At 66.9% G+C, this 23,434-nt stretch carries 20 protein-coding genes and 1 pseudogene; 10 read left to right on the top strand and 11 right to left on the bottom strand.

Going from position 1 to position 23,434, the window contains the following annotated elements:
* The first annotated feature begins 173 nt into the window (after window positions 1-173).
* The 7 genes from JTE92_RS04965 (at window position 174) to aspA (ending at window position 7,504) form a co-directional block, all read left to right on the top strand.
* Window positions 174-1,913: a sigma-54 interaction domain-containing protein gene (locus JTE92_RS04965; RefSeq protein WP_063240332.1), complete on the top strand. Its 1,740-nt coding sequence runs from the start codon at window positions 174-176 to the stop codon at window positions 1,911-1,913.
* Between the two features lie 166 nt (window positions 1,914-2,079).
* Window positions 2,080-2,394, top strand: coding sequence for a cupin domain-containing protein (locus tag JTE92_RS04960; protein ID WP_063240333.1), 315 nt, complete (start codon window positions 2,080-2,082; stop codon window positions 2,392-2,394).
* A 4-nt stretch (window positions 2,395-2,398) separates the two neighbouring features.
* Window positions 2,399-2,650: a hypothetical protein gene (locus JTE92_RS04955; RefSeq protein ID WP_063240334.1), complete on the top strand. Its 252-nt coding sequence runs from the start codon at window positions 2,399-2,401 to the stop codon at window positions 2,648-2,650.
* Window positions 2,651-2,788: 138 nt separating this feature from the next.
* Window positions 2,789-3,676 (top strand): LysR substrate-binding domain-containing protein, encoded by an 888-nt coding sequence (locus JTE92_RS04950; protein WP_063240335.1) that lies wholly within the window; start codon window positions 2,789-2,791, stop codon window positions 3,674-3,676.
* Between the two features lie 89 nt (window positions 3,677-3,765).
* Window positions 3,766-4,884, top strand: coding sequence for an NAD(P)H-dependent flavin oxidoreductase (locus tag JTE92_RS04945; RefSeq protein ID WP_063240336.1), 1,119 nt, complete (start codon window positions 3,766-3,768; stop codon window positions 4,882-4,884).
* 148 nt (window positions 4,885-5,032) lie between these two features.
* Window positions 5,033-6,043, top strand: a complete 1,011-nt coding sequence (locus JTE92_RS04940; protein ID WP_063240419.1) for a ribonuclease Z — start codon at window positions 5,033-5,035, stop codon at window positions 6,041-6,043.
* A 39-nt stretch (window positions 6,044-6,082) separates the two neighbouring features.
* Window positions 6,083-7,504, top strand: a complete 1,422-nt coding sequence (gene aspA, locus JTE92_RS04935; RefSeq protein WP_063240337.1) for an aspartate ammonia-lyase — start codon at window positions 6,083-6,085, stop codon at window positions 7,502-7,504.
* Window positions 7,505-7,521: 17 nt separating this feature from the next.
* Here the strand turns inward: aspA and JTE92_RS04930 are convergent, their stop codons facing one another.
* The 5 genes and pseudogenes from JTE92_RS04930 to JTE92_RS04910 all read right to left on the bottom strand — a co-directional run.
* Complete coding sequence (locus JTE92_RS04930) at window positions 7,522-9,885, bottom strand: acetamidase/formamidase family protein (RefSeq protein ID WP_063240338.1); 2,364 nt, start codon at window positions 9,883-9,885, stop codon at window positions 7,522-7,524.
* Window positions 9,886-9,984: 99 nt separating this feature from the next.
* Window positions 9,985-10,176 carry a DUF1427 family protein gene (locus JTE92_RS04925; RefSeq protein WP_063240339.1) on the bottom strand — a complete coding sequence of 64 codons (192 nt, stop codon included), beginning with the start codon at window positions 10,174-10,176 and terminating at the stop codon, window positions 9,985-9,987.
* A gap of 15 nt (window positions 10,177-10,191) precedes the next feature.
* Complete coding sequence (locus tag JTE92_RS04920; RefSeq protein ID WP_063240340.1) at window positions 10,192-10,419, bottom strand: XapX domain-containing protein; 228 nt, start codon at window positions 10,417-10,419, stop codon at window positions 10,192-10,194.
* Between the two features lie 89 nt (window positions 10,420-10,508).
* Window positions 10,509-11,534 carry an acetamidase/formamidase family protein gene (locus JTE92_RS04915; protein ID WP_063240341.1) on the bottom strand — a complete coding sequence of 342 codons (1,026 nt, stop codon included), beginning with the start codon at window positions 11,532-11,534 and terminating at the stop codon, window positions 10,509-10,511.
* 321 nt (window positions 11,535-11,855) lie between these two features.
* A pseudogene (locus JTE92_RS04910) lies at window positions 11,856-12,002 on the bottom strand (SDR family oxidoreductase); the annotation flags it as partial.
* 134 nt (window positions 12,003-12,136) lie between these two features.
* Between JTE92_RS04910 and JTE92_RS04905 the strand changes: the two are divergent.
* Both JTE92_RS04905 and JTE92_RS04900 read left to right on the top strand, forming a co-directional pair.
* Entirely contained in the window at window positions 12,137-12,733 is a 597-nt protein-coding gene (locus tag JTE92_RS04905) for a TetR/AcrR family transcriptional regulator (protein WP_063240342.1), read from the top strand.
* A 109-nt stretch (window positions 12,734-12,842) separates the two neighbouring features.
* Window positions 12,843-14,144: an MFS transporter gene (locus tag JTE92_RS04900; protein ID WP_063240343.1), complete on the top strand. Its 1,302-nt coding sequence runs from the start codon at window positions 12,843-12,845 to the stop codon at window positions 14,142-14,144.
* A gap of 91 nt (window positions 14,145-14,235) precedes the next feature.
* Here JTE92_RS04900 and JTE92_RS04895 read toward each other — a convergent pair whose 3' ends face one another.
* Both JTE92_RS04895 and JTE92_RS04890 read right to left on the bottom strand, forming a co-directional pair.
* Complete coding sequence (locus JTE92_RS04895; protein WP_063240344.1) at window positions 14,236-14,874, bottom strand: CDP-alcohol phosphatidyltransferase family protein; 639 nt, start codon at window positions 14,872-14,874, stop codon at window positions 14,236-14,238.
* A gap of 9 nt (window positions 14,875-14,883) precedes the next feature.
* Entirely contained in the window at window positions 14,884-15,174 is a 291-nt protein-coding gene (locus JTE92_RS04890) for an antibiotic biosynthesis monooxygenase family protein (RefSeq protein ID WP_063240345.1), read from the bottom strand.
* A 151-nt stretch (window positions 15,175-15,325) separates the two neighbouring features.
* Here JTE92_RS04890 and JTE92_RS04885 point away from each other — a divergent pair, with 151 nt between their 5' ends.
* The gene (locus tag JTE92_RS04885) at window positions 15,326-17,131 is read left to right on the top strand and encodes an ExeM/NucH family extracellular endonuclease (RefSeq protein WP_063240346.1); all 1,806 of its coding nucleotides are present in this window, start codon (window positions 15,326-15,328) and stop codon (window positions 17,129-17,131) included.
* Window positions 17,132-17,150: 19 nt separating this feature from the next.
* Here the strand turns inward: JTE92_RS04885 and JTE92_RS04880 are convergent, their stop codons facing one another.
* From JTE92_RS04880 to JTE92_RS04865, 4 genes are all read right to left on the bottom strand, one after another.
* A complete protein-coding gene (locus JTE92_RS04880; RefSeq protein ID WP_063240347.1) occupies window positions 17,151-17,588 on the bottom strand; it encodes a hypothetical protein in 438 nt (145 codons plus the stop codon).
* A gap of 73 nt (window positions 17,589-17,661) precedes the next feature.
* Window positions 17,662-18,267 (bottom strand): SRPBCC family protein, encoded by a 606-nt coding sequence (locus JTE92_RS04875; RefSeq protein ID WP_232353451.1) that lies wholly within the window; start codon window positions 18,265-18,267, stop codon window positions 17,662-17,664.
* 184 nt (window positions 18,268-18,451) lie between these two features.
* A complete protein-coding gene (locus JTE92_RS04870) occupies window positions 18,452-19,945 on the bottom strand; it encodes an efflux transporter outer membrane subunit (protein ID WP_063240349.1) in 1,494 nt (497 codons plus the stop codon).
* A 187-nt stretch (window positions 19,946-20,132) separates the two neighbouring features.
* Complete coding sequence (locus tag JTE92_RS04865; RefSeq protein WP_063240350.1) at window positions 20,133-23,318, bottom strand: efflux RND transporter permease subunit; 3,186 nt, start codon at window positions 23,316-23,318, stop codon at window positions 20,133-20,135.
* Between the last annotated feature and the right edge of the window lie 116 nt (window positions 23,319-23,434).

The following is a 23,434-nucleotide window of genomic DNA, read 5'->3' as shown; positions in this document are numbered from 1 at the left end:
ATGGGTCGCCAATACTCCGCAGGAGCCGTGCCAGCCACAGGGCGCCCGATTTCGCGTTGATTTCATTGAACAAATTCCTGGCCGCCGTTAGGATGTCCGCCATGAGTACACAAGCGTGTCCGTATCAGAGGCACGCATGGAGACACCGAGTGTCCTCACTGACGACACAAGACATGAGCGGGATTGCGCTCGGCGTGCTGGTCTGTTCTCGCGACGGCTCCCGGCTGGCGGCGATCGGAGCCTGTCGCGACCCGGCCATTGCCGACGCGGCGTTCACCGCCTGCGCACACGCGCAGGCGCCGGGCCAGGGGCGCCGGCTTTTCCCCGTCGAGGCAGGCACCCGGCGCTTCATCGGCCTGAGCCTGGCAGACGGCGACCACCAGCTGATCCTTCTGCATCGCGCCGACACGGAGGCCGTGCTGCTCGACTTCCTCGGCACGGTGCCCTTCGCCGGCGCGATCCTGGACTACTTCCTGAACGACCCGTACCAGGCCATCACCGTGGTCGACAAGGCGGGGCGGGTGCGCTTCATCAGTCCCATCCACGAAGAATTCCTGGGCCTCGACCCCGGTGCCGGCATCGGCCGCCCGGCGGCCGACGTCATCCCCAATTCGCGGCTGCCGCAGGTGGTGGCCAGCGGGAAGGCCGAGATCGGGCAGTTGCAGCAGCTTGACGGCGCCACCCGCGTGGTCAACCGCATGCCGATCCGCCAGGACGGCGAGGTGGTGGGCGCCATCGGCCAGGTCATGTTCAAGGGGCCGGAAGCCCTGGTCCGCATGCATAAGGAACTGGTTGAATTGCGCTCCGAAGTGGCGCGCTATCAGCGCGAGTTCGACGGCCTTCGCAACGGCTTGCACGAGCGGCAAGCGACGTTCGGCCTGATCGGCGAAAGCGCGCCGATGCAGCGCCTGCGCCGGGAAATCCAGACCGTGGCACGTCTTGACGTGCCGGTGCTGATCCTGGGCGAAAGCGGCACCGGCAAGGAACTGGTGGCCCGCGCCATCCACGGCGCCGGATCCGAGCCGGCAAGCGGGCGGCCACTGGTCAGCCTGAACCTGGCTGCCCTGCCCGCCACGCTGATCGAATCCGAACTGTTCGGCCATGCGCCCGGCGCCTTCACCGGGAGCCAGCGCCAGGGGCAGGCGGGCAAGCTCGAACTGGCGGCCGGCGGCACGGTCTTTCTCGACGAGGTCGCCGACATCCCGATGGAGATGCAGGTCAAGCTGCTGCGCGTGCTCGAAGACCACATGGTCGAACGCCTTGGCAGCCGCCGCGCGCAGCGGGTCGACTTCCGGCTGGTCTCGGCCACCAACCGCGACATTCCCGAGCTGATCGACGCCGGGCGTTTTCGCCTTGACTTGTACTACCGGCTCAGCGGCGTGGTGCTGCGCATCCCCGCGTTGCGCCAGCGGCGCGAGGACATTCCGGCGCTGCTGCAGCATTTCGTCGACGCCTTCTGCGCGCGCAACGCCATGCCGGCGCCAGGCATCGACCACGACGTGGCGCGCTACCTCGCCGGCCAGCCATGGCCCGGCAATGTGCGCCAGCTGCGCCAGCGCATCGAGGAAGCGCTGGTCTTCTGCGATGGCCGGACGCTGCGCGTGGCGGACTTCGCACGCGGCGAATCGGCGCGCGGGCTGTCGGGACTGGAAAGCCAGCCCTCTGTGCATGCGGCCGAACCAGCGAATCCGTACGAGACTGCCGCGGCGGACGACCTGCCATCGCCCTCTCCCGCACATCGTTCACCTGCCGAGCCTGCCGCGGGCATGCGGGAGCTTGCCTATGCCGCGGTGATGGACGCCGTCGCGCGCCATGGCGGCAACAAGAAACGCGCGGCCGAGCAGTTGAAGATCTCCCGCTCGCACCTGTACAAGATCCTGGAACGCGGGCCAAACCCGTCGGGAGCGAAATAGGCGCGGCATCCTTGCGCGGCATTCTTGCCCCAAGAAATTCCTTGACTTCGATGCCGGCATGAACCATGCCTATATCAATCGCATGCGATTGAATCGCAAGCGCCACAAAGCAGGCCGGATAGCCCTATCGGCATGGCCTGATCCAGTCACATCGCAGGAGACTCACATGCTTCACTTCACCAACACCGCTCGCGAATACGTTGAGACCGGCTTTCCCGGCATCCGGGTTGCAACGGTCTGGGCAGAGAACGGGGAAGGTGCTGACTTCATCGAGTTCAAGGCGGGTGCGCGCTTTCCGCTGCATGACCATGAAGGCCCGGAACAGATCCTGATGCTGTCGGGACGCATCCGTTTCGGCGAGCTGGTGCTGTCTGCGGGTGACTTTATGAAGATCGGCCATGGCGAACAGCATGATGCCGAAGCGCTCGAAGATTCCGTGTTCTTCCTCGCGCACGTCGGCGGCGCGATCATCCAGGAGTAAGGCCATGAGCAGCCAGAACAACGACTACAGCCCGATCAGCTGCGAGTTCCACGACCGGCTTGAGGATCTTGCGACACTGCGCAAGCGCACCAGCGTCAGCTACCGCGATGACGATGGCGTGCTGCAGCATCGCGAGGCTGCCGTCAAGGACGTGTTCAATCGCGGCGGCGCCGAATATGTGCTGCTCAGTTCGAACGAAACCGTGCGGCTCGACCGCCTGGTTGAAGTCGACGGCAATAAGCTAAGCGACTACTGAACAGCGTCACCAGAGCGGCCATGGCCGCTCTTTGTGTTTGACCGGCAATCGCGGCTTGACATCACATTCTCAATACACAATACTAAATCATATTTAGTTCTTATTTTGAGAACGATACCGCAAGGTGCCGTAGCCAGTGTGGAACTTGCTGAACTTGAAATCTTTCAGGCCGTCGCCCGCGAACAAAGCATCACGCGGGCGGCCAGGACGCTGGAACGGGTGCAATCCAACGTCACCACGCGCATCAAGCAGCTGGAGGAAAGCCTTGGCGTTGCGCTGTTCCAGCGAGACAGCAAGAAGATGCTCCTGACGCCGGAAGGCCAGCGGCTGCTGGTCTATGCCGAGCAATTGCTCGCGCTGGCCGAGGAGGCGCGCCAGTCCATGCGCACCACTGCGCCAAGCGGCAGGCTGCGCCTGGGCTCGATGGAGAGTTCAGCGGCAACGGTGCTGCCAAAGCCGCTGGGGCGCTATCACGCGGCCTGGCCGGAGGTTGAACTGACCGTCACGACGGGCACCACGCAGTTCCTGGCGGACGCTGTGCTGGCGCACCGCCTGGATTGCGCGGTGGTGGCCCATCCGGGCACGGGCGCGCCGCGCAGCCTCGATGTCGCCGCGCTGGGCGAGGGGCTGGACGGTGTTTTCCTGCGGACCGAAGAGCTGGTGCTGGTACTGCCCGCCACGCATCCGAAGGTTCGCCTGCCCAGGGACGTCACGCTGCGACATCTGGCAGCCTTCGCCCGGGGCTGCACCTATCGACAGTGTGCCGAAGACTGGCTGGAGTCAGGCGGCGAGGAAATGCGCCGCCGGCTCTCCGTGGTGGAAATGCCTTCCTATCATGCGATCTTTGCCTATGTGTCCGGAGGATCCGCCGTCGGCATCGTGCCGCGCTCCCTACTGGCACTGCATCCGGACGCGGCGGAATTCCACACGGTGCCGATCAGGCCGGTCCACACCTTCCTGGTCAGGCGATCCGGCTTCAGCACGTCGGCATACGAAGCCTTCCTGCGGGAACTGCGCCACGACTGACCAGCCCCCGCCTGCGCGCCATGGCAGGCCGCGACTGCTTTATGCCCGGTGCATTCAGGCACCTGGCGATTCAACAAGGGAATTGCATCATGGAAACATCGAAGCCATTGGACCACCGCTGCGGCCTGCTTGCGCGCCTGCATATTTCCACGCCGATCATCCAGGCGCCGATGGCAGGGGTCGGTACGCCCGCGCTGGCGGCTGCCGTGTCCGAGGCCGGGGGCCTGGGTTCGCTCGGCGTTGGTGCCATGGACGCCGAGGCGGCGCGCAAGGCGATCCGCGAGACGCGCGCCCTGACCGGCAAGCCGTTCAATGTCAACCTGTTCTGCCATGCGCCGGCCCGGTCCGATCCCGCGCGCGAGAAAGCCTGGCTCGACTATCTCGCCCCGCGCTTCGCGGAGCACGGAGTCGCGGTCCCCGCCATGCTGCGTGAGATCTACAAGAGTTTCGTCGAGGACGAGGATATGTTCCGCATGCTGCGGGAAGAAAAGCCCGCAGTCGTGAGCTTTCATTTCGGCCTTCCCGCGCAGCAGAAGATCGATGCGCTGCGCAGCGCAGGCATCGTGCTGCTGGCCAGCGCGACGTCGTTGCAGGAAGCTCGCCAGATCGAAGCGGCGGGCATCGACGCCATTGTCGCGCAGGGCATCGAAGCGGGCGGCCATCGTGGCGTGTTCGATCCGGCCGCATATGACGAGGGCCTCGGGACGCTGGCGCTCGTGCGTGTCCTGGTACGGAACACGAGCCTGCCCGTGATCGCAGCCGGCGGCATCATGGATGGCGCGGGTATTGCCGCGGTATTGGCGCTAGGCGCGCAAGCGGCGCAGCTTGGCACCGCTTTCATCGCCTGCCCCGAGACGTCGGTCGACGCCGCCTATCGCAGCGCACTCGCGGCGCACAGCAAGCGCCCCACCACGCTCACGCGCGCCATCTCCGGCCGCGCCGCCCGGGGCTTTACGAACCGCCTCACGGCGCTGGGCGAGCATCCGGACGCGCCTGCCATTCCCGACTACCCCAACACGTATGACGCCGGCAAGGCGCTCCACGCTGCCGCCAAGGCCAGGGGGAGCGCAGACTATGCGGCGCAGTGGGCGGGACAGGCGGTACCGCTGGCGCGAGCGCTGCCCGCGGCGGAACTGGTCGGACAACTGAAGTCAGAATTGCAACAAGCCATCGATCGGCTTGCCTCACTGCAACACCTGACCGCCTGAGCTGCGCTGATCCGCTGCGCGATCGGGGCGCGCCGACGTTGTCGATGCGCCGCAAACCAGTGCGTCCTATTCTGGTACAAAGGCCCCGCAATGAGCCAATGTATCCCAACACGCACCTTGCCTCTCCGACATTTGCGCGCGAGTGACCATGCGCCCCCTGCTGCAAGCCCGACTCGTCAATGACGTCTTCGGCGACCCCGTCCTGTTCCTGGACTTCCTGGACGAGCGGCGCGCATTGTTGTTCGACCTCGGCGACATCACCGCGCTGATGCCGCGCGACCTGATGCGCGTTTCGCACGTGTTTGTCACGCACACCCATATGGATCACTTTTCCGGCTTCGACCAACTGCTGCGGGTACTGCTAGGACGCAAGCCGTCCATCGCGCTGTACGGCGGGCCAGGGTTCGTGGCGCAGGTCGGGCATAAGCTGCGCGCCTATACCTGGAATGTCGTGCATCGCTACGACATGGAGCTGGTGGTCGAGGTGCATGAACTGGCACTGGACGGCCACATGCGCAGCGCGCGGTTTTCCAGCCGGGATCGCTTTGCCAGCGTGGCGGCAGCAACGACTGAACCAGGCGACGATGTCGTGCACGACGAGACGACGTTCCGTGTGCGCGCCTGCTTTGTCGACCACGGCATTCCCTGCCTGTCCTACCTGGTCGAAGAAAAGGTCCGTCTCGGCATCGACAAGCAGCGCCTCGAAGCCTCTGGCATGACAAAAGGCGCGTGGCTGCGCGAGTTGAAGCACGCGGTCCTGACCGGTGCCCCGGCGCACACGCCGCTTCTCGTGCAATGGCGCGACAGGAGCGGCGACCGTGCGGTGACACGAACAATCGGCGAATTAGGCCGCCTGATCCTGGATGCCGAGCCCGGCCAGCGCATCGGCTACGCAACCGACCTGCGTGACACCAGCGACAACATGCAGGCGCTTTCGAACCTGATGCAAGGCGTCGACCAGCTCTTCATCGAGAGCGTGTTTCTGGAAGACGATCGTGCCCACGCCCTGCGCAAGAACCATCTGACCGCGTCCGCAGCCGGCCGGATTGCGCGCTGCGCCGGCGCCCGCGCGGTGACGCCATTCCATTTCTCGCCGCGTTACCGCGGCCGCGCGGCGGAACTGGCGGACGAAGTGCAGGCGGCCTGGGAGGGCTGTTGATGCTGCCCACCTGGTGGCCCGCTTCTATCGGATCCCATCATGACCAACACCCATCGCACCGAAGCCGACCTGCTTGGCGAACGCCAGGTGCCGGCCGACGCCTACTATGGCGTCCACACCCTCAGGGCCTGGGAGAACTTCCAGATCAGCGGCACCCCCATCTCATCGTGGCCAGAGCTGATCGTTGCGCTGGCCTCCGTCAAGCAGGCCGCCGCCGAGGCCAATGCCGAACTCGGCCTGCTGCCCGCCAACCTGCGCGACGCCATCCTGGCCGCCTGCCATGACGTGCGCGAAGGCATGCTGCACGACCAGTTCATTGTCGACACGATCCAGGGCGGCGCCGGCACGTCGACGAACATGAATGCCAACGAGGTCCTCTGCAACCGCGCACTGGAGCACATGGGGCACCGCAAGGGCGAATACCGGTTCCTGCACCCGATCGAGCACGTGAACATGGCGCAGAGCACCAACGACGTCTATCCGACCGCGCTGCGCATTGCCACGTACTTCGCCATCGAACGCCTGCTTGAAGCCATGGAAGTGCTGCGCGCCGCGTTCGACCGCAAGGCAACGGAGTTCGCCGGCCTGCTCAAGCTCGGCCGCACCCAGCTGCAGGATGCGGTGCCGATGACCCTCGGCCAGGAGTTCTCCACGTACGCGGTCATGCTCGAGGAAGACATGGCGCGCCTGCGCGAAAGTGCGTTGCTGATCCGCGAGATCAACCTCGGCGCCACCGCAATCGGCACCGGCATCACCGCGCATCCGGACTACGCGCCGAAGGCCCTGGCCGCATTGCGGCGGATCACCGGCATCGACCTGTGCCTCGCGCCCAACCTGGTGGAAGCCACGCAGGATTGCGGTGCCTTCGTGCAGATCTCCGGCGTGCTCAAGCGCATTGCGGTCAAGCTGTCCAAGACCTGCAACGACTTGCGGCTGCTCTCGAGCGGGCCGCGCGCGGGCTTCGGCGAGATCAACCTGCCGCCGATGCAGGCGGGATCGTCGATCATGCCGGGCAAGGTCAATCCCGTGATTCCGGAGGTGGTCAACCAGATCGCCTTCGAAGTGTTCGGCAACGACACTACCATCACCTTTGCCGCCGAGGCCGGCCAGTTGCAGCTCAATGCCTTCGAGCCGGTGATTGCCGCCAGCCTGCTACGCAGCTTCCGGCACCTGACCAATGGCTGCCTGACGCTGGCGCGAAAATGCGTCGACGGCATTACCGCCAATCCTGAACGCCTGCGCGAGACCATCGAGCGCTCGATCGCGCTGGTGACGGCGCTCAATCCCGTGATCGGCTACAAGAACGCGACATCTGTCGCCGCCGAGGCCCATGCCAGGGGCACCACCATCCGCGAAGTGGTGCTGGCACGGGGCCTGATGACGGCCGAGGCACTCGATGAAGCATTGCGGCCGGAAACGCTGATCCGGCCGCGTGCCGACAAGCTCGCCGGCAAGCCATGAACGGGCTCCGGAGCGGCTCAACCCGGGCCGTGGTCCCGCCCGGGAAGTGAGGCAGCAAACAACGACTTCTTGATGATGGCATGGATGCCCCAGTTGCCATTGACGACCTGCGTCACGCCGAAGTCCACGGCGACCGATATCAGCGTGACCGCCTCGTCCTCGGTCAGGCCCTTGACCGTCATCAGAAAGCGGCGCGTCTTGCGGAAGGCATCGCGCATGGCATCGTCGAGCGTGGACTTCAGGTAAATATCGCTCTGCGCCATCTTGCCCAGCTCGGTCAGGTGGTTCGGTGAGCTGAAGCCGTGCAGTATCCATTCGTCGGCGGTCTCCACCAGCGGGTAGCTCAGGTCGGCAAACGGGGCACCGCGCTCGATCATGGTGCTCTTGTGCAGGACCAGCTGAAAGTCTCCGGTGAGCGAGCATTCGATGGCCGTTCCGCATAGCTCCGAGTCGCCCTGGGAGGCATGGGGATCGCCAATCGACAGCAACGCGCCCGGCACGGCTACCCTGAGATAGACGGTGGCACCTCGCGTGACACGCCAGTTGTCCAGGTTTCCGGCGAAGCTCGACGGCGGGATCGAATCGATCAGCCCGTCCTGGGCGGGCGCCACGGCAATGACGCCGAAGTGCGGCCGGACCGGTATGGCGACGTCGCGCAGCACGTCGTAGTTCTTCGTGATGGTGGCATGGTCGACCGGCACGCCGGGATAGTCGATGGTCGGATGCAGCACGCCGAAGGGATCGCGCTGCGGCGTCCAGCGGAAGCTGTAGACGGCGCGCGCGCAACCGTCGGCACGTTCGCAATCGATCTCGAACACGGTCACCACCTCGCGCTCGCGCGGTTCCGTCAGCATGTCGCGGTAGTGGAAGCCCCACCAGGTCGAAGCGTTGCTGCCGAACGCCTTGCCGGCAAAGCGCGGGTTGGCGCACGGCCGCGGACGTACATCGAGTATTCGCACCTCGAGGACGTCGCCGGGCATGGCGCCGCGAACCGCGACCGGGCCGGTGCAGATATGGACGCCAAAGCCTTCTCCGGCACCACGGCCATAGACCGACGCATCGATCGGCCCGGCGCCGCGCCGGTTGACGTTCTTCTGCTCCGCGGTCCAGTGGAAGACGCTTTCCGCGCCGGGATCCCCGTCGATCATGCGCTCGCGGTCGTCCGATGCGTGCTGGGTCAGCGTCTCGATCGTGACCGTGTCGCCCGACCTGACCTCCAGCACCGGCTGCAGCTCATGGCTCAGGTAGCCCCAATGCACAGTCTGGTCCGTCGCCTGCAGCCAGTGGTGCTGGCCTTCGTGGCGCGCTGCATAGGATCGCGCCTTGGCAATGGAAACGACAGCGGGTTGCTCGGCCGGCGCTGCGCGCATGGCAGGCGTAAGCTGCGCGTGCGCGGGAAGTCCGCGTGACACTTTCTGCGGTGGCCGGGGTGCCGGCGCGATCGCCATCTGATCGCGGTATGCGCGCGGTGAAATCCCGAACTGTTCGCGAAACGCGTGGCTGAAGTAGGACGGATCGTTGAAGCCCCAGCGATAGCAGATGTCGGCAATCGAGAGCTTGTCATACTGCGCGTTCGCCAGATCGGCCCGGCATCGGTCAAGCCGGCTGGTGCGCAGGTAGGATGAAAAGCTGCTGCCCGACTTCTCGAACAGCTTCTGCAGGTAGCGGGCTGACAGGCGCTCGTCCGCGGCGATGGCGGCAAGGCTGAGATCCGGCTCCGAAAGGCGGGCGTTGATGCGGCTGCAGACGCGGGAAAAGATCGCGGACCGCGACAGCGTCATGTCCGCTGGCGGCGTTGCCCGGCTGTCAGCAAGGACCGCGCCGAGGCAGGAAATGATGGTGTTCTCGAACGGCTGAAGCGCCTTGCCGTCAGCAGACACTACCGTATCGAAACCGAGCGCCATCGATTGCAGCATGCGCGCAAACAACTCGGCCGAGTCGCCGGAGAGCACCACTGCGGCGCCCGGCAGCGGAGCCGTGATCCTGGTACTGAGCAATGCCTGACCGATGTGTACGGTCAGCAGCCGGAAGCCGGTGCCCAGCACCAGCTTCCGGGAATCCTGTTGCGGCACGCATGCCAGCTGGCCTGTCCGCAGGGGCTCGCGCAGATCCGGCGCGGCGAGGATGGCGCTGCCTTCGACCAGCATCAGCAGCATCATGCCGCGCCCGTCTCCCGCGGCAATGCTCAGGGTCTGGGGAACCGACGCGATACAGGCCAGTTCTATCCCGGCGGGAGTTGTCCGCGACTGGATCGTGCCGTGCAGGGTGTGGTCCGCGCACAGGCTTTCGCAATGCAGGCGCGCGATGCTGAGTTCATCGCGCCAGGCGGCGCCCCGCCGGTTGTGCGGATAGGCTTCGGTGGAAAAGCGCAAAAGGTGCAAATCAACCTCCCAGGCAGCATTCTGCAACAGCGCAATTGGCGGACATGGTTGTCCGCCAACGCTTCAGGCATTTCATGCAAGGGCCTTCAATTCGGCAGGTCATCCGACCAGCAGTTGGCCTCGCATCGCGGCAACCAGCACGAATCCCGCAAAGGTGCCGAAGATGGCGAAAATGCCGCCGAGCACGTTGGGCGCTGGTATCGGCGCACGTACCGCAGTGTAAACAATACCGGTTACCAGTCCGACCGCCGCTGCCTGCAGTTCAGTCGTCCCCAATGCAATCTCCACCATGTCGCTCTCCCCTTCTCAGGAAATTCCGTTGCCCTGGCCGCCTTGCGGCGGGCGCCCGAAGGCGATCGTCCTGCGCAACGCTTGCACAATCAGGTAGCCGAGGTAAGTAAAAAGGATGGCGCAGATCCCGCCGGTGACATTGGGTGCGGGAATCGGCAAGTCCAGCCAGGAATACAGGGTGCCGGTGACCAGGCCGACGATCAGGGCCACCCATTCGTTGCGTCCTACGTAGACATATTGCATGCCGCGTGCTCCGGTGCCGCAGCCGCGCAGGGCCCCCGCCTGGCGGCGGCGGGCGTCCGGCAGTGCGTGAGTTCGATGAGGATGCCAGCTCAGCCCTTGCCTTTCGGGGGGAAGATCGCGCGAGGCATGGTGCAATGAATGCCCTGCGTGCCATCGACGACCTGCGTCACGCCGAAGTCGGCCGAGACGCTCATCAGCGAGTAGGCATCGTCGCGCGAGAGGCTCTGCTGCTCGGTCAGCAGCTGGATCATGTCGCGGGCCGCGTTCTTGCCGGCTTCATCGAGGTCTTCGTGGAAACCGTGCACGACCCAGCAATCGGGCGTTTCCAGAAGCGGCGAAGGGAAGTGGAAATCCTTGCGCAGGATCACCTGGAACAGCACGTTCAGCGAGGCTTCGATCGCCGTACCGCTGATTTCGCCGTCGCCCTGCGAGATATGCGGGTCGCCGATCGAGAACAGCGCGCCATCGACCTGGACGGGGTAGTACATGGTGGCACCCGCACCGATGCGCCAGTTGTCGATATTGCCGCCATGCAGCCCGGGCTCCACGGTAGTGACCCGGCCGCGTTTATCGGGCGCGACCCCGGCGGTGCCAAGATGGGGCCGCACGGGCACGCGCACACCGGCAAGTGCCGGCTGGCGGCAGCATTCGCGTTCGTCGACCACCTTGCCGGGCGTGGTCAGCTTGCCTGGGTAGTCGAAGGCATAGAGTGCATGCGCGGTGTTGGAAGCCTGGTCCAGCTCGTAGATCGTGACCCGCTCTTTCTCGAACTCCCGGTAGAGTTGCCCCCAGTGCGCCGCAACGTTGGCCCCGAAACGGAAGCGCGGGATCATCTGGAGATAGCGCACCTCCAGCATATCGCCGGGCCTGGCATCCTCGACATAGATCGGCCCGGTCATGATATGCACGCCCGGGTTGCGATCGTCGTGCGGGATCGTCCGGTAGATCTCGCGGATGGCGGCATCCATCATCAGGTCTGGCGCATCGCCGGCGTGATGGGTCACCGCTTCGGCGCGGATGAGGTCCCCGCTTTTCACGGTCAGGGCGGGCGCCTTGGTGGCATCGAAATAGCCCCAGTGGATGGTCTCGGGGCGAGCGGGCAGGTCATGCAGCATGTGGTCTCCTGGATTTTTTCGCAGCCGCATCCCCAGCCGCTCACTTGGTGATCAGCTGTACCCGGTCAGGCAGAGAGGGGAATATCGGCTATTCGTGTTTTTCATGAATCGCCGTGATTGAACCCGGCGATTCACGCCCGGGCCGGGAAGCCCGGGTACGTGCCGCATTGCTTTCAGTGCCGCACGGTGAATCCATACTAGGAACGGCAAGTGCGGGACCACTAGGACGGTACGCCCCAAAGACTTGTGCTGGCGCGTACCAGGGTAAACCTGCGCGGGAGCGCCGGCGGCTCGGCGCCCTTCTCCGGGGCGCGAATCGCTTCATTGCGCCGACAAGCCCCCATCCACGCCGATGCTCTGGCCATGGATATAGCGTCCGGCGGGCGCCGCCAGCAGTACCGCCAGCCCCGCCACATCCTCCGCCTCGCCGATGCGCCGCATCGGCACGCCCGCAGCCAGCCGCGCTTCGCCGTGATGACGGGTGACTCCTGAAGGTGATGGCTGGCTTGCCTCGGGGTTTATAGATGATGACTGACATCTATTGAATAAAGTATGGCCATCATCTAAACTGCGGTCACAGCGAACTCCGAGGAGTCCTTCACATGGCACGCGCATCACGCGAACAGGCCGACAAGAACCGCGAGGCGATCGAGCAAACGTCGTCGCGGCTGTTCCGCGAGCGCGGACTGAATGGCGTCAGCGTCGCCGAGCTGATGGCCGGTGCCGGCCTGACCCACGGAGGCTTCTATGGCCACTTTGCGTCCAAGGATGCGCTCGCCGCGCAGGCCTGCAAGCGCGCCTTCGAGGAATCCACCGGGCGCTGGGAGCGCCGCCTGGCACGCGCCGGCGGCGACCGGCACGCCATGCTGGCCAACCTGGTCGAGCCTTACCTGACGCCTGCGCACTGCGCCAACCCCGGAGCCGGCTGCGCGGCCGCGGCGCTGGCGGGGGACGTGGCGCGCGAGCCCGCCGACAAGCCGGTGCGGCAGGCTTTCCTGGACGGCTTCAAGGTCCTGGTCGATGACATGGCCACGACCGTGGCCAGCGATGACCCGCAGGTGCGCGAGGAAGAGGCGCTGGTCCGCATGGCCATGCTGGTCGGTGCGCTGACGCTGGCGCGCGCGACCGAGGGCGATCCGGTCTCAGACGCCATGCTCGACGCCGTCCGCAACCGCTTGCTGGGCAGTAGTTCGGCCTAGCCCGGAACCCGTTTTCAACCACTTGCCGGGCCTTCTTCCTGCCGCCTCCGGGCCGGCGGGCTGGCCCCCTTTCGCCCGTCGCTACCCCAACCGAGGCCAGAGAAATCCAATGTTTGCGCAAGCCTTATCCAGCCGGCTCGACCGGCGCGGCATCCACTACGCGTGGCTGGTCGCCGCCCTGACCTTCCTGGTGATGCTCACCACCTCGGCCGCGCTCGGCCTGCCCGGCGCGTTCCTGTCGCCGCTGGCACGCGAGATGGGCTGGAACACCGACGAGATCTCGTCGATCCTGGCCTTTCGCTTTGTCCTGTTCGGGCTGATGGCGCCGTTCTCGGCCATCCTGATGGAGCGTTTCGGCGTGCGCAACGTGGTCTGCGCGGCGCTGGCACTGATCGCCGGCGGCATGGCGCTGGCAACGGTGTCGACCGAGCTGTGGCAGCTCTTCGTCGCGTGGGGGCTGATGCTGGGCGTCGGCTCGGGGCTGACCGCGCTGGTGCTGGCGGCCGTGGTCGCCAACCGCTGGTTCAGCGCGCGGCGCGGGCTGGTCATCGGCCTCCTGACCGCCAGTTCGGCCACCGGCCAGCTTGCGTTCCTGCCGGTGGCGGCCTGGCTGATCGAGCATATGGGCTGGCGCGTCGCCGTGCTGCCCGTGCTGGCCGCGTGCGCGTTGCTGGCAGTGCTGGTGCTGGGCCTGATGCGCAACCGCCCCGCCGACGTGGGCCTGGCGGCGTTCGGCGAAGTCCCGGCGGCGGCACCGGTGACGCCGCCGGCGCCCCCGGCGCCACTGACGCTGCGCGGGCCCTTCGTGGTGTTGCGCGATGCCGCGCGCACGCAGGCCTTCTGGGTCCTGGCCGGCACCTTCTTTATCTGCGGCCTGAGCACCAACGGCCTGATCCAGACGCATTTCATCGCGCTGTGCGGCGACTTCGGCATGGGCCCGGTGCCGGCCGCATCCGCGCTGGCAATGATGGGCGCCTTCGACTTCGTCGGCACGATCCTGTCGGGCTGGCTGTCGGACCGCTATGACAGCCGCAAGCTGCTGTTCTGGTACTACGCGCTGCGCGGCCTGTCGCTGTTCTGGCTGCCGCATTCGACCTTCACGCTCTATGGCCTGTCGATCTTTGCCATGTTCTACGGGCTGGACTGGATCGCCACCGTGCCGCCGACGGTCAAGCTGGCTGCCACCACTTTCGGGCGCGAGCGCGCGCCGATGGTATTCGGCTGGATCTTCGCGGCCCACCAGATCGGCGCGGCCGTGGCGGCCTTCGGCGCGGGGATGACCCGCACGCTGCTGCTGACCTATACGCCGGCGCTGTATGCGGCCGGCGCGGCCTGCCTGGTGGCGGCGCTGCTGGCGTTGATGGTCAGCCGCAAGCGTGCGGCAAGCGTGGCGGAGCCCGCTCGCGCGTAACAGGGTGTTTTTGTGCTCCCCTCTCCCGCAAGCGGGAGAGGGAGCACACTGTCAGCACGTTTGTGCTCCCGCGGTGCCCCGAAGCGCAATGTCAGAACTTCGGGATGCGCAGCGTCTTGCTGACCATCAGCGTGCCCGACAGCGCGAACAGCAGCGCCAGCGGATGGAGCACGGCAGGACCCAGCACCCAGGCGCCGCCGGGCAGGTCGCCCCCCAGCTGTCCTTGCCAGGCACACCATGCCAGCACGGCGGTGAGCAGCACGCTGGTCGGGATCGGCGTGCCTTCGAAATACGCCACCTTGCCGCTGTCGCTGCCGGCGGCCAGCGTTTCGGCGGTGACGTTGAAGCGCGCCAGCCGGCTCACGCCGCAGCAGACGAAGTAGATCAGGATGGCCAGGTCCCAGCCGCCGCGCATGCCGGCGGCAAACGCCAGCGTGGCCGGCCCCACGCCGAACGAGATCACGTCGGCCAGCGAATCGAGCTCGCGCCCCAGCGCCGAATGCGCATGGCGCCAGCGCGCGATGCGGCCGTCGAGCACGTCGAAGATGAACGCCAGCGGCGCCAGCGCCGCGGCCGTGTAGAAGTGCGACAGCTGCCGGTCCGCAACGAAGAACATGGCGAAGAACACCGACGCCATGCCGCAGGCGGCATTGCCGAGCGTGAACACATCGGCAAGCTGCAGCTCGCGCAGCATCGAGAAATGGCGGGGACGCTCGGGCCGTGTGTTCATCGGTTGCGCTTACAGGGACTTGGATACGTGGTGCACATTCGGCGGCGCGGCGAAGCTATCGCCAACCAATGCACGCCACTGCTGGAATTCAGGCGATTCGCGGAAGTGGACCATATGGTCTTCCACGGTCTCCCAGTCGACCACCAGCGTGTACTGCTCGGGCTGCTCGATCGAGCGGAACAGCTGCACGCCGTGGCAGCCGCGCGAGCGCAGGAACAGCGGCTTGGCCTGGCTGACGCCCTGTTCGAACTGCTGCTCCATGCCGGGCTTGATGGTAAGTTGGGCGATTTCCTTGATCATGGCGGTTCCGGGTACTTTGGGTTGGAGGCCGGCGCGTGCCGGCGGGTTCCTGCTACCTTAGCACGATCGCGGCGCCACATGCCGCGGAAAGCATTCCGTTACACGGCTCGGCTAGCATCGTGGACCTTGCCACTTCGTTGCCAGAACTGCCATGCCGACACGCCTGCGACCGCTGACCGGAAACCTTCGCGTCCCTGTCCTCACCGTTCTTCTTTGCCTGCCCGCAGCCGGTCCGGCGCTTGGCGCCGTGCAGCCATGCGGCGCGCCGGCGACAGCCATTGCCCAGGTCCAGGATGGCAGCGCCTTGTCCGGCCGCGTGGTCGAGATCGAAGCGGTAGTCACCGCGGATTTCAGCGGCGAGCGCGGGCTGCGCGGCTTCTTCGTGCAGCAGGCTGACGCCCGGCGCCAGCAGCGGCCAGGCATTTCCGACGGGCTGTTCGTCTATGCACCGCGGGCCGTGGCGCGCGCTGGCGACCTCGTGCGCTTGTCCGGAAGGATCGAGGAAAAATTCGGACAAACGCAGCTGACCTTGTCGGAGGCGCCGACCGTGTGCGCCAGCGGCATCCCGGTCACGCCGGCAACGCTGACGCTGCCTGCCGGCGATGCCGACCTGCGTGCCCGCGCGGGCATGCTGGTCACGCTGCCGCAGACGCTGACGGTCAGCGATACCCATGAACTGGCGCGCTACGGCACGCTCGCGCTGAGCTTCGGGCGCCCGTTTGCGCCCACGCAGGTCGCCTTGCCGGGCGCAGCGGCGGCGCAAGCCGCGGCGGCCAATTCGCGCAACCGGCTGCTGCTCGACGATGGCTCGACGCGCCAGTATCCGCAAGTCGTGCCCTACCCGCCGCCGCAGCTTGCGGCCACCCATCCGCTGCGCGTCGGCGATACCGTCAGCGGCGTGGCCGGCGTGCTGGAGAAGCGCCACGGGCAGTGGCGCCTGCAGCCGGTGCGCGGCGCGCGGGCACCGGCGTTCCAGGCTGCCAATCCGCGCCCGGGCGCACCGGCGCGCCATCCCGCGGCAACGCTGCGGGTGGCGGCATTCAACCTGCAAAACTACTTTAACGGTGGTGGTGGCAGTGAAGGTCTCGCGTCGGCCGACAACCGCGGCGCGCGCAGCGCCGCGGCGCTGGCCCGGCAGGAAGCCAAGCTGGCCGCCGCACTGCGCGCGCTGGATGCCGACGTGATCGGCCTGATGGAGTTGCAGAACAACGGCTTTGGCCCGGGCAGCGCCGTGCGGCAACTGGCGGCGCGGCTCGGGTCCGACTGGCGCGTCGTCGATCCCGGCACACCCGCGCTCGGCGGCGATGCGATCGCCGTGGGCCTGCTGTACAACGCGCGCGCCACGGAGATCGTCGGCCGTGCCGCCACCACGTGGCTGGGCGCCCGCAGCCGGCAGCCGCTCGCCGCCACGTTCCGGGCAAGGGCCGGCGGCGCGCCGGTGACGGTCGTGGTCAACCACCTCAAGTCAAAGAACTGCATGGAAGCCGGCGGCGCACAAGCCGACCAGGGCGATGGACAAGGGTGCTGGAACCCCGCACGCATGCAGGCCGCCGGCGCGCTGGCCGACTGGCTTGCCACGGTGCCGACCGGCGCGCCCGGCGCGGGCGTGCTGGTGACCGGCGACCTGAACAGCTACGCGATGGAAGATCCGGTGCGATTGCTGGCACGGCGCGGCTATGCGGACATGGTGGCAAAGCTGGCGGGACCGCACGCCTACAGCTACGTCTACAACGGGCAGGCCGGCTACCTCGACCATGTGCTGGCCGATGCCGCGGCCGCAAGGCATGTCGTCGCCGTGCAGGCGTGGCATATCAATGCCGACGAACCGGCGGCGTTCTCGTATGCGCCGGCGCCGGGCGCGCCTTCTGTGCCCGCCTACTACGCCCCCGATGCCTACCGGTCCTCCGACCACGACCCCTTGCTGATCGACCTCTCCCTCACCAGCACATCGCCCTAGCCGGCCGGCACGCGCCGCATCAGCGGCCGTAGTCGCGCTCGCGCATCGGCCCGGCAGCATCGATGCCGCCGCTGGCGGCAAGCGGGCCATCGACGGTCAGCGGTCCGGCAACGGTCAGGTCGCCATTGACCACCATGTCGCCATGCACGGTCAACGGCCCCTTGAACACCTTCAGGTAGCCGCCGCGATACGGCACCGCGCGGGCGCTGACCGGGCCGGTGAAATACGCCGCGGTCAGCGGGCCGCTGGCATAGACATGGCCGGCGACGGTCAGGGTGCCATGGACCCGCACCGGTCCCTGCACCTGCGCCGACCCGCCGATCGTGATCGAACCCGACTCATGCGGCTGGGCGCGCAACGGCCCGCCGCCGAGCTGCAACGCCAGCGCCAGCGTGGCACCCAGTGCCAGCCGCCACGGCCATGCTGCGGTATCGAGGCCAGGGGTACGGGACGTCATGGTGGTGAAAAACCTCCTGCAGCAGCGTCGGCCGCTGTTTCCAACTTAGTGCCGATCGCCCCGCCGTGCAAGGCTATGGCACCTGCTGTGCTTCCAGCCTCGCCTTCAGGCGCCTGACGGCCTCGGCGGACTCGGACTGCAGGCGTGAGCGCAGCATCAGCCGGTTGATCAGCGCAAAGAGCAGCGTGGGCGACTGGTAGCTGAATTCCCGTTCGAAACGCGTGCTTTCCGCCGACGGCGTCAGCGACGGCGTCATGGCCGGCGTGAGCTTGTAGATGATGGTGCCGGCCCGGCGCCCGCCCGGCACCTCGCCCGTGATCGCCCAGATGCGCGGCCGCTGGCTGATGGTGACGGTCCAGATGACCACGGCGCTGCGCTCGCCGGCAATGAAGCTTTCGGCCACGCGCTCGCCGGGCCGCAGCGGATGGTCAGTCGCCCCCGCCACCGCGCCAGAGGCGGGATACCAGGCCGGCCAGTGCCGTGGGGTGGAAACATAGTCGAACACCTCGTCCGGGGTGCGCGCGATCACCACTTCGTCATGGATGCTGGTGCGGTCGGCCCACGGCAATGGCACCAGCAGCAGCGCCACCGTGAGCGCGGCAAAGATCAATCCCCAGATCGGTTTCCTGAAGCGAAGCATGGCGGCGGAACCCAGGCACGCGCGGGTAATGCCGTTCAATTAGCCACCGTCGTTCCCGCGCAGGCGGGAACGACGGTAGTACTTGATGCCTTGACTGAACGGCATCAGGCACCCGGGGATCTGTCCCCGGGGCGCCCTGGACGCATGGCACGATGCTTCCAGTGTAGTGATTCCGGGGCAGCGCGCCAGCATCGCCGCGGTCACGGCGCGGCGCTGCAGTGCGTCATTGCGCCGGCTGCGCGGCCGTCACCGTCTCCGGCACCGGCCCCCAGCCGCCGCCCAGCCGGCGGACCAGCGACACCGTTGCGGCAGCGCGCAAACCGGCCACCGCATTGGCTTCGCGCTGCGACTGCAGCACGGTGCGGTCGGCATCGATCACGGCCAGGTAGTCGACCGCGCCGGCATCGTAGCGGCTGCGCGAGATCCGCGCCGCGCGGCGCGCCCCGCCCAGCGCGCTGTCCAGCGCGCCCGCCTGCTGGCTCAGCCAGCGCACGTCGGCCAGGCTGTCCTCGACTTCGCGGAAGGCCACCAGCACGGTCTGCCGGTACGCGGCCACGCTCTCCTCGTGCGCGGCACGCGCGCCGGCCAGGTTGGAACTGTTGCGGCCGCCGTCGAACACCGTCTGCGCGATGGTCGAGCCGATCAGCGGTCCCAGCATCCATGTGCGCGACGACCACTTGAACAGGTTGGACAGGTCGGCCGATTCAAAGCCGAACAATCCAGTCAGCGTGATGCGCGGGAAGAACGCCGCCTTGGCCACGCCGATGCGGGCATTGGCAGCGGCCATCTGCCGCTCCGCCGCGGCGATGTCCGGGCGCCGCTCCAGCAGTTCGGACGGCAGTCCGGCCGGGATCGCGATCGGCGCGGCATCGAACGGCCGCGCCGGCAGCGAGAACGCCGCGGGCGGCACGCCGGTCAGCACCGCCAGCGCATGCTCCTGGTTGGCGCGGCGGCGCTCGATGCCGGCCAGGTCGGCGCGCGCGGTGCCAAGCTCGGCCTCGGCGCGGGCCGGGTCGAGGTCGGTGGTCTCGCCGGCGTCGTAGCGCTTCTTCAGCAGCTTCAGCGCGTCTTCACGCAGCCGGATGGTGGCGTTCAGCAGGTCGCGTTCGCTGTCGAGCGTGCGCAGCGCAAAATACGCCTGCGCCACGTCGGCCTGCAGCGCGAGCTGCACCGAGCGGTACAGGTCCTCGGCGGCTTCGCCTTCGGCGCGGGCGGCATTGACGCTGGACGCCACGCGGCCGAACAGGTCCAGCTCATAGCTGGCGAAGGCGCGTGCCTTCAGCACGGTCTGCGGCGAGACCCGCGTGCCGTCGGGCAGGCCTTGCGACGCGGCCGACGGCTGCGAGCGGGTCGGATCGAGCCCCACGCTGAGCTGCGGGTAGAGATCCGCCTCGGTCGCGCCGGTGAAGGCGCGCGCCTGCTTCAGCCGCGCCGCGGCGATGGCGAGATCCTGGTTGGAGTCGCCCGCGGCAACCATCAGGCGGTCCAGCTCGGCGTCGCCGAAGATCTTCCACCATTCGCCGCGATGCTGGCCTTCGGCCGGCGTCGCGGTCTTCCATTGCGCGCCTTCTGCCTGCGCGGCCTCGGCTTCCTTGTAGGCCGGCACCGTGGCGGTCTCCGGCACCTTGTAGGTCGGGGCCAGCGAGCAGCCGGCCAGGATCAGCGCGGCGGCCAGGGTGGCGATTCGGGGTAACTGCCTTGTGATGTGGGCAATCATTGGTTCATTCCTTGACTGTTCTGTGCTCTGGCGGGTTCAACGCCGCCGAGCTAGCTCCCCTCTCCCGCTTGCGGGAGAGGGGTTGGGGGAGAGGGCCGGCGTGTATGACGAAGTGAAGCGCGTCTGTACAGCAAGCGCCGCCCTCTCCCCCGCCCCTCTCCCAGAGGGAGAGGGGAGCAAACATGCGTTATTCAGCCGACGCCACGGCCTGGTGTTCGACTTGCGCCGTCTGCGCGCGGCGCTGGCCACGGGTGGCCAGCAGCCGCAGCGCCACATAAAACACCGGCGTCAAAAACAGCCCGAAGAACGTCACACCAAGCATCCCCGCGAACACCGCCACGCCCATCGCATGGCGCATCTCCGAGCCCGCACCGCTGGACACCACCAGCGGCACCACGCCCATGATGAAAGCGAACGACGTCATCAGGATCGGGCGCAGGCGCAGGCGGCTGGCTTCGATCGCGGCCTGCACCACGGTGCGGCCGTGATGCTCCAGCTCGCGCGCAAACTCCACGATCAGGATCGCGTTCTTCGCGGATAGCCCCACCAATACGATGAAACCGATCTGCGTGAAGATGTTGTTGTCGCCTTGCGTCAGCCACACACCGGTCATCGCCGCCAGCAAGCTCATCGGCACGATCAGGATCACCGCCAGCGGCAGCGTCAGGCTTTCATACTGGGCAGCCAGCACCAGAAACACCAGCAGCACGCACAGCGGGAAAATCCACACCCCCGCATTGCCGGCCAGGATGTCCTGGTAGGTCAGCTCGGTCCATTCGAACTTGATGCCCTTGGGCAGCGTTTCCGCGGCGATGCGCTCGGCGGCGGCCTGCGCCTGCCCCGACGAGAAGCCGGGCGCGGGCCCGCCGTTCATGTCGGCGGCGGTGAAGCCGTTGTAACGCACTACGCTGTCCGGACCGAAGCCCTGCTTCACCTGCACCAGCGACGACAGCGGCACCATGTCGCCGGCGGCGTTGCGCGTCTTCAGCTGCAGGATGTCCTCGGCATGGGCGCGGAACGGCGCATCCGCCTGCACCTTGACCTGGTAGGTCCGGCCGAACTTGTTGAAGTCGTTGACGTAGGCCGAGCCCAGATAGGTCTGCAGCGTATCGAACACCTCCGTCACCGGCACGCCCAGCTGCTTGGCCTTGACGCGGTCGAGCCTGACGTCGAGCTGCGGCACGTTGACCTGGTAGTTGCTGAAGATGCCGGCCAGTTCGGGCGTGGCGCGCGCCTTGCCGGCGAACGCATTGGTCGCCTCGAACAGCGCGTCATAGCCCAGCGCGGCGCGATCCTCGATCATCAGCTTGAAGCCGCCGATGGTGCCCAGGCCCTGCACGGGCGGCGGCGGGAACACCGCGATAAAGGCATCCTGAATCGCCCCGTACTTCTGGTTCAGGTCGGCGGCAATGGCCGCGCCCGACAGCTCTGCGCTCTTGCGCTCGTCGAACGGCTTGAGCGTGGCGAACACGATGCCGGCGCTCGGGCTGTTGGTAAAGCCGTTGATCGACAGACCCGGGAAGGCCACCGCCGATTCCACGCCCGGATGCTTCAGCGCGATCTCGCTCATCTTGCGGATCACGTCCTCGGTGCGGTCCAGCGTGGCGCCGTCGGGCAGCTTGGCAAAGCTGACCAGGTACTGCTTGTCCTGCGCCGGCACGAAGCCCTTCGGCACCAGCTGGAACACGCCCCAGGTCAGCGCCAGCATCACCGCATAGACGCCGAACACCGAACCCTTGCGGCGGATCACGCCCTTCACGCCGCGGCCATAGCTTTCCGCGCTGCGGCCGAAGAAGTTGTTGAAGCGCTTGAAGAAGCCGCCGAACACGCGGTCCATGCCGCGCGACAGCCAGTCCTTGGGCGCGTCATGGCTCTTCAGCAGCAGGGCCGACAGCGCCGGCGACAGCGTCAGCGAGTTGAACGCGGAGATGATGGTCGAGATCGAGATCGTCAGCGCGAACTGCTTGTAGAACTGCCCGGTCAGGCCAGTCATGAAGGCCAGCGGCACGAACACGGCGATCAGCGTCAGCGCGATGGCGATGATGGGGCCGCTGACTTCGCGCATGGCCTTGTAGGTGGCCTCCTTCGGCGTCAGCCCTTCCTCGATGTTGCGCTCGACATTCTCCACCACCACGATCGCATCGTCGACCACGATCCCGATCGCCAGCACCAGCCCGAACAGACTCAGCGCGTTGATCGAGAAGCCGAACGCATGCATCAGCCCGAAGGTACCGACGATCGACACCGGCACCGCCAGCAGCGGGATGATCGATGCGCGCCACGTCTGCAGGAACAGGATCACCACCAGCACCACCAGCGCGATGGCCTCGAACAGCGTATGCGTCACCGCCTCGATCGAGTGGCGCACGAACTGTGTGGGGTCGTAGACGATGCTGTAGTCGATGCCGTCCGGGAAGTTCTGCTTGAGCTCTTCCATGGTCTTGCGCACGTCATCCGAGATCTGGATGGCGTTGGAGCCCGGTGCCTGGAAGATCGGGATGGCCACCGCCGGCTTGTTGTCCAGCAGCGAGCGCAGCGCGTACTCGGACGCGCCCAGCTCGATGCGGGCAACGTCCTTCAGGTAGGTCACCGCGCCGTCGGCGGAGGTGCGCACGACGATATCGCCGAACTCCTCCACCGTGCCCAGGCGGCCCTGCGCATTGACCGACAGCTGCAGGTCGGCGCCCGGCAGCGACGGCGACTGGCCGATCACGCCGGCCGCCACCTGCACGTTCTGCTCGCGGATGGCCTTGATCACGTCGCCGGTGGCGAGCTGGCGCTCGGCCATCTTCTCGGGGTTGAGCCACACGCGCATGGCGTAGTCGCCCGAGCCGAACAGCTGCACCTGGCCTACGCCCTGGATCCGCGCGAGGCGGTCCTTGACGTTGATCACCGCGTAGTTGCGCAGGTACGTCATGTCGTAGCGGTCGTTGGGCGAGACCAGGTGGACCACCATGGTCAGGTCCGGCGAGCTCTTGACCGTGGTGATGCCGAGGCGGCGCACGTCTTCCGGCAGGCGCGGCTCGGCCTGCGAGACGCGGTTCTGCACCAGCTGCTGGGCCTTGTCCGGGTCGGTGCCCAGCTTGAAGGTCACGGTCAGCGTGAGCAGGCCGTCGCTGTTGGACTGCGACGACATGTACAGCATGTCCTCGACACCGTTGATCTGCTCTTCCAGCGGCGAAGCCACGGTTTCGGCGATCACCTTCGGGTTGGCGCCCGGATACTGCGCGCGCACCACCACCGACGGCGGCACCACTTCCGGGTATTCCGAGATCGGCAGCTTGAACATCGAGATGGCGCCAATCAGGAAGATCAGCACCGACAGCACCCCCGCGAAGATGGGGCGGTCGATAAAGAATTTAGAGAGATTCATGTTGGTCTCTGCAAAAACGCTCCCCTGGCGGCCCGCCGTGGCGGGCACCATCAGAAGCTTGGGGAACGATACAAACTAGGGGTGCGCCAAAGCCGCCCGATCTAGCCAAAGCAAGG

The organism is Cupriavidus oxalaticus, assembly GCF_016894385.1.
Taxonomy (GTDB): Bacteria; Pseudomonadota; Gammaproteobacteria; order Burkholderiales; family Burkholderiaceae; genus Cupriavidus; species Cupriavidus oxalaticus.
The sequence above is the reverse complement of the archived record's forward strand: the minus strand, read 5'-3'. Positions and strand labels throughout refer to the sequence as shown.

Coding starts and splice junctions, on each gene's coding strand:
- JTE92_RS04965 (WP_063240332.1), top strand. CDS start 174: ATGAGCGGGATTGCGCTCGGCGTGCTGGTCTGTTCTCGCGACGGCTCC.
- JTE92_RS04960 (WP_063240333.1), top strand. CDS start 2,080: ATGCTTCACTTCACCAACACCGCTCGCGAATACGTTGAGACCGGCTTT.
- JTE92_RS04955 (WP_063240334.1), top strand. CDS start 2,399: ATGAGCAGCCAGAACAACGACTACAGCCCGATCAGCTGCGAGTTCCAC.
- JTE92_RS04945 (WP_063240336.1), top strand. CDS start 3,766: ATGGAAACATCGAAGCCATTGGACCACCGCTGCGGCCTGCTTGCGCGC.
- JTE92_RS04940 (WP_063240419.1), top strand. CDS start 5,033: ATGCGCCCCCTGCTGCAAGCCCGACTCGTCAATGACGTCTTCGGCGAC.
- aspA (WP_063240337.1), top strand. CDS start 6,083: ATGACCAACACCCATCGCACCGAAGCCGACCTGCTTGGCGAACGCCAG.
- JTE92_RS04925 (WP_063240339.1), bottom strand. CDS start 10,176: ATGGTGGAGATTGCATTGGGGACGACTGAACTGCAGGCAGCGGCGGTC.
- JTE92_RS04920 (WP_063240340.1), bottom strand. CDS start 10,419: ATGCAATATGTCTACGTAGGACGCAACGAATGGGTGGCCCTGATCGTC.
- JTE92_RS04915 (WP_063240341.1), bottom strand. CDS start 11,534: ATGCTGCATGACCTGCCCGCTCGCCCCGAGACCATCCACTGGGGCTAT.
- JTE92_RS04905 (WP_063240342.1), top strand. CDS start 12,137: ATGGCACGCGCATCACGCGAACAGGCCGACAAGAACCGCGAGGCGATC.
- JTE92_RS04900 (WP_063240343.1), top strand. CDS start 12,843: ATGTTTGCGCAAGCCTTATCCAGCCGGCTCGACCGGCGCGGCATCCAC.
- JTE92_RS04895 (WP_063240344.1), bottom strand. CDS start 14,874: ATGAACACACGGCCCGAGCGTCCCCGCCATTTCTCGATGCTGCGCGAG.
- JTE92_RS04890 (WP_063240345.1), bottom strand. CDS start 15,174: ATGATCAAGGAAATCGCCCAACTTACCATCAAGCCCGGCATGGAGCAG.
- JTE92_RS04885 (WP_063240346.1), top strand. CDS start 15,326: ATGCCGACACGCCTGCGACCGCTGACCGGAAACCTTCGCGTCCCTGTC.
- JTE92_RS04880 (WP_063240347.1), bottom strand. CDS start 17,588: ATGACGTCCCGTACCCCTGGCCTCGATACCGCAGCATGGCCGTGGCGG.
- JTE92_RS04870 (WP_063240349.1), bottom strand. CDS start 19,945: ATGATTGCCCACATCACAAGGCAGTTACCCCGAATCGCCACCCTGGCC.
- JTE92_RS04865 (WP_063240350.1), bottom strand. CDS start 23,318: ATGAATCTCTCTAAATTCTTTATCGACCGCCCCATCTTCGCGGGGGTG.